The sequence below is a fragment of the Dietzia sp. DQ12-76 genome, from assembly GCF_014145045.1.
Classification (GTDB): domain Bacteria; phylum Actinomycetota; class Actinomycetes; order Mycobacteriales; family Mycobacteriaceae; genus Dietzia.
This window is the reverse complement of sequence record NZ_JAALDV010000421.1, coordinates 1-1533: the sequence shown is the minus strand read 5'-3', so window position 1 is coordinate 1533 and position 1533 is coordinate 1. Positions and strand designations below refer to the sequence as shown.

General features: G+C 70.3%; 3 protein-coding genes. 2 read left to right on the top strand and 1 reads right to left on the bottom strand.

Annotated features, from left to right (window positions below):
• A partial coding sequence (locus G6019_RS13810; protein WP_182613753.1) for a metallopeptidase family protein occupies window positions 1-186 on the top strand: 186 nt, incomplete at its 5' end.
• 32 nt (window positions 187-218) lie between these two features.
• Here the strand turns inward: G6019_RS13810 and G6019_RS13805 are convergent.
• Complete coding sequence (locus G6019_RS13805) at window positions 219-530, bottom strand: WhiB family transcriptional regulator (protein ID WP_107755930.1); 312 nt, start codon at window positions 528-530, stop codon at window positions 219-221.
• A 260-nt stretch (window positions 531-790) separates the two neighbouring features.
• Here G6019_RS13805 and cofD point away from each other — a divergent pair.
• Window positions 791-1533, top strand: a 743-nt coding sequence (gene cofD / locus G6019_RS13800; RefSeq protein ID WP_182627813.1) for a 2-phospho-L-lactate transferase, incomplete at its 3' end; no start/stop codon positions are given.

Below are 1533 nucleotides of genomic sequence, written 5' to 3'. Positions count from 1 at the left end.
GCGGGCGTCGACCGGGCCGGCCAGCCCACGCGGGCCCGGTTGGTCCTGTTCCGCAGGCCGCTCACCCGCCGCGCGCCGGGTGGGGACGACCTCCGCGACCTCATCTACTCCGTGCTGGTGGAACTGGTCTCACAGCATCTGGAGATCTCCCCCGACGACGTGGAGGCCGGCCCCGGCGAGGAGTGACCCGCCCGGGCAGGATCACATCACTGTCACCCTCACATCACGGCGTCACGCTTGATCCGACGACGTTCGCGCTCCGACAGTCCACCCCAGATGCCGAATCGCTCGTCGTTGGCCAGGGCGTACTCCAGGCACTCTGCCTTGACCTCGCATCCCGTGCAGATCTTCTTGGCCTCGCGGGTCGAGCCGCCCTTCTCCGGGAAGAAGGCTTCAGGATCGGTCTGCGAACACAGTGCCCGCTCCTGCCAGCTCTCCTCCTCGTCCTCCGCGAAGAGCGCGCCGGTGCCGAGGTCGACCAGGGCCAGTTCGGGTCCCGCTGCGGTGCGTGACTGTCGATCCACGGTCATCCCCTCGTGTTACGTTGCTCGTCGCTCGTGCGTCTGCCCGGCCCCGCGTGCCGCTCAGATACGAATGACACACCTGTGATTACACACATGCGAGTCGTCCAGGTCAAGCGAATTCGGGGATACCTAGCATTTCCGTGCGCCGCGCGCGGCAGTGACACGCCGGATCTGGTGTGGCGTGGAACACCCTCGGATCGGGGTGGTCGCCCGGAACGCCCGGCCGCCCTGCCCGCGCCGCGACCCCGTCACTACGCTTGGTCGACGTGAGGATCTGTGTAGTGGCCGGTGGCGTCGGTGGCGCCCGTTTCCTGCTCGGCGCACGTCGCCTTCTCGGACTGGACCCTGCCCCGGCAGGTCGGGGCACGCCGGGACGGGAGGCCGATCCCCACCACGCCGCCCCCACACACCGCCTCGACGCGGTGGTCAACGTCGGGGACGACGCGTGGATGCACGGTGTCCGGATATGCCCCGACCTCGACACCTGCATGTACACCCTCGGCGGGGGCATCGATCCCGATCGCGGGTGGGGTCACGCGGGCGAGACGTGGAACTGCCGCGATGAACTCGCCGCCTACGGCGTCCAGCCCGACTGGTTCGGTCTCGGGGACAAGGACCTGGCCACGCACCTGGTCCGTACGCAGATGCTGGGGGCCGGGTATCGGTTGACCGACATCACCGAGGCGCTGTGCACCCGCTGGTCGCCCGGCGTCCGTCTGCTGCCGGTGACCGACGACCGCTGTGAGACTCACGTCGTGGTCCCCGGCGGCCCCGACGACGAGCAGGGTTCCGGCGAGCGGGCGATCCACTTCCAGGAGTGGTGGGTCCGCCACCGGGCGCAGCTGCCGGCCTCGGCGTTCGTGCAGATCGGCGCCGAGGCGGCCCGGCCCACCCCGGAGACCCTCGAGGCCATCGCGGAAGCCGACCTCGTCGTCGTCGCCCCCTCCAACCCCGTGGTCTCCGTCGGCGCGATTCTCGCCGTCCCCGGGATCCGGGCCGCGCTGCGGTC

Excerpts from the sequence above, each read along its gene's own strand:
- G6019_RS13805 (WP_107755930.1), bottom strand. The coding sequence starts at position 530 with ATGACCGTGGATCGACAGTCACGCACCGCAGCGGGACCCGAACTGGCC.